Here is a 2,859-nt window from a genome sequence, read left to right as displayed (position 1 = left end):
CGCGACTTCGGGGCCTGGCTCGTGACCATCGCGCGCAACCTCGTCGCCGACCACTTCAAGTCCAGCCGGTTCCGCCTCGAAGTGACCACCGGCGAAATGCTCGACGCCAACGAGGTCGAGCCCAGTCCCGAGGACTGCGTGCTCGAATCGCTGCCGAACACGGCGCTGCTCGACGCCGTACGCCGCCTCAACCCGCAGCAGCAGGAGTGCGTCACCCTGCGCTTCCTGCAAGGCCTGTCCGTCGCGGAGACCGCCCGCATCATGGGCAAGAACGAGGGCGCCATCAAAACCCTCCAGTACCGCGCGGTCCGCACCCTCGCCCGGCTCCTCCCGGAGGAGCCGCGATGATGCAGATTCAGGTACAAGGCACTTGGCGGCTGGTTCTGGCCGGCATGGTCGTCACTGTGGGTCTGGGACTGATGGTGGTGACCTACGTCAGTCCCGCTGTCGGTGCCGTTATCGGCGTCGGCTTGAGCCTCTTGCCGATGCTGTTCGCCCTACTCAGACGTCCGCGTCCACGTCCCAAATCCGCCTCCGCCTGCGGATGCACCCGGCCCGTCGATCCCTGAGGTAGCTTCGCGCGCACGCTACGGGCAGTCGAGACGGGACCCTACGGCCGTAATGTCGGGCTGGGACGCCGGGGGAGCGGGGCTGACGGTCCACTCAACCCGGTTGGGAGCCTCTGACGGATTCACCGAGCCCGGGTCAGCTGCAGCAGGGGAGTTGCCCTACAGCGTGCGAGGCAGCGGCCCAAGCGAATGCAACGGGGGACCTCTGACGCCGGCATCGGCGCCAGAGGTCCTTGTCTTCACCAGCCGATCGCCCGCTCAGGCTTTACCGCGGTAAAGCTCGGGGGCACTCGATGGGCACGACCCTAGATGAGCGGCTTGTCGTCGCGTGAACCCCCGATGTGTGTGTTCCGTCTCGCTCCACATCATCGGTCCGCGACTGCGCTCGACGACGGCTGCGCCGATCGGTGGGGAACGGGGGGCTCCTCGTCGGCAATTCCCTTCAGTACCTCATACGCTCCGTAGCCCTCGAACCAGATGAAGTCGAACTCATCGGGGTCGCCTCCCAGCTTCTCGACGATCCCGAGGTAGTCCTTGCGAGATGGCATGAACGCCCGCCCCTGAAGCCACCCTGTCACCGTGCGTTCCGACCGGCCGATGTGCTGCGCCAGGTCGGCGTCAGTCAGCGGTGCCCGATGGAGGTAGCGACGCTGTTCATCGCTCTCCTCCCGCAGTTTCTCCACGCAGGCCCATGCGTCCCGGAGGCGCTCCCGCAGGGCTTCGTCCCCGGGTTGGGCTCCTCGCCACACACGTCGACCTCCCGGGTCCGGGCCGTCGTGTGCATCCGGTTGGCCCGCCGCTTTGCTCTCGGTGACTTCCACGCGGCTGTTGGCGGTTCGTACCTCGTACACGCGAAGGCGCGTCGGGTCTCGGCGCAAATATCCTTTGCGTTCCAAGGCCATCAGCTGGTGGGCGACGGAAGACGTGCTGGACAGCCCGACCGCCTGGCCGATCTCGCGAATCGACGGTGGGTACCCCCGCTGATCGACCGACGCTTGGACAACTTCAAGGACCTTTCGTTGGCGGGGAGTCAGAGCACGTAGTTCCTCTGTCGCAACGCTGCTCGCAGGCTCCTCGGTCGGTTCGGTGGGGGAGTGGTTCCCCGCGGTGGTCGTCTTGCCGACGCGAACGGCGGCGAGGAACTGCTGGTAGCGCTCGGCGCTCCCCGCCTGGTCCGCGAAGAGCTCGTCGATTGCCTGAGCGGCCGCCTTGAGACGCTCGTTGATGCTGCTCATACATCGGCTCCCTTCGGGGTCTCGTCTCCGAGCATCGCTTCGAGCGTTCTACGGGCCTGGTGCACGTGGGCGCGGACCGTGGCGGGCGATGCCCCCATGACTGCGGCGATTTCCTTGTAGGGCAGGCCGAACTGCTCGCGCAGCGCGACGGCTTCGCGCTGTCGCCGTGGGAGCTTGCGGATCGCTGCGAGAATGTCGAGCCGCTGATCACAGGCCAGGATGTGATCTGCGTCGGCGATCGTGCGATTCAGAGCATCGCTCCCCAGGAGGACACCGTTGCGGCGATGGGCGGCACGGGCGTCCTGTAACCGTTGACGGGCCACTTTGAACAGCCAGCCGGTCGGAGGATCCAGTTCGCTTACCCGACCCCAGTACCGATAGGCACTCAGCATGGTGGCCTGGACTGTGTCGTCCAGGATGCTGGATTCAGCTTCTTGCCAGATCAGATACCGGTGCACCATAGGTGCGTAGTATCGGAAGAACTCCTCGAACCCCGGTGGTCCATAAGCGTGTTCAGTGTCGGTCCCCTGGGACGCAGCAGGATCGGCCGCCGTCATCGGCCGCCCTCCTTTGACCGTCGACTTCGGGCTGGGGCGACGTCATAGGTGCGTCGATGCTCGTCTCCGCCTGCTTCAGTGATACGCCCACCCTGGGGAAGTCGCTCTAGGATTTTCAGAGTTGTGGTCCGACGTTCGCGCTCGGCTGCCGCAGCCACGCGGCCTTTCGCGAGTTCGAGCAAGATGTCCCACACACCAACCCCTCCTCGCCGTCCGGCCAACCGTAAGGCGAGGCCCAGTACGAGTACCGCTCCCGACCCCATCAGTGCGGCGGTCTCTCCGCCCATCCCCGTCCCTCCCTGGAAGCTGCTGTCCCAGGCTGCCCTCGCAACCAGCAGCGTCCTCGTTGTCCACCCCACATAAGGGCTGGCCGTCCGGAAACGTGTAGCGGCTGCGCCCAGAAGTTTCTGGGGAGACGAAGGTCCGCGCCTGCGGTGGGCTTTACCGCGGTAAAGCCCACCCCAGCTTTACGGGAGGGGAGAGGGGCGGGGAGGGGAA

Annotated in this window: 4 protein-coding genes; 2 read left to right on the top strand and 2 right to left on the bottom strand. The window is 66.0% G+C overall.

The window, feature by feature from the left end:
* Both AB0C36_RS42950 and AB0C36_RS42945 read left to right on the top strand, forming a co-directional pair.
* Positions 1-348: sigma-70 family RNA polymerase sigma factor (locus tag AB0C36_RS42950; protein WP_358365201.1), on the top strand; the 348-nt coding region annotated here is incomplete at its 5' end.
* Positions 345-569 carry a hypothetical protein gene (locus AB0C36_RS42945; RefSeq protein WP_358365198.1) on the top strand — a complete coding sequence of 75 codons (225 nt, stop codon included), beginning with the start codon at positions 345-347 and terminating at the stop codon, positions 567-569. The genes AB0C36_RS42950 and AB0C36_RS42945, both read left to right, overlap by 4 nt.
* 365 nt (positions 570-934) lie before the next feature.
* Here AB0C36_RS42945 and AB0C36_RS43350 read toward each other — a convergent pair whose 3' ends face one another.
* Both AB0C36_RS43350 and AB0C36_RS42935 read right to left on the bottom strand, forming a co-directional pair.
* The gene (locus tag AB0C36_RS43350) at positions 935-1,804 is read right to left on the bottom strand and encodes a LexA family protein (protein WP_435839236.1); all 870 of its coding nucleotides are present in this window, start codon (positions 1,802-1,804) and stop codon (positions 935-937) included.
* On the bottom strand, positions 1,801-2,361 hold the full coding sequence (locus AB0C36_RS42935) for an RNA polymerase sigma factor (protein ID WP_358365196.1): 561 nt from the start codon (positions 2,359-2,361) through the stop codon (positions 1,801-1,803). The genes AB0C36_RS43350 and AB0C36_RS42935 overlap by 4 nt, the downstream gene beginning before the upstream one ends.
* Positions 2,362-2,859 lie beyond the last annotated feature (498 nt).

It is taken from the genome of Streptodolium elevatio (assembly GCF_040649515.1).
GTDB lineage: Bacteria > Actinomycetota > Actinomycetes > Streptomycetales > Streptomycetaceae > Yinghuangia > Yinghuangia elevatio.
Note: the sequence above shows the minus strand (reverse complement) of the source record. Positions and strands in the feature narration are given on the sequence as shown.

Excerpts from the sequence above, each read along its gene's own strand:
- AB0C36_RS42935 (WP_358365196.1), bottom strand. The coding sequence starts at position 2,361 with ATGACGGCGGCCGATCCTGCTGCGTCCCAGGGGACCGACACTGAACAC.
- AB0C36_RS42945 (WP_358365198.1), top strand. The coding sequence starts at position 345 with ATGATGCAGATTCAGGTACAAGGCACTTGGCGGCTGGTTCTGGCCGGC.
- AB0C36_RS43350 (WP_435839236.1), bottom strand. The coding sequence starts at position 1,804 with ATGAGCAGCATCAACGAGCGTCTCAAGGCGGCCGCTCAGGCAATCGAC.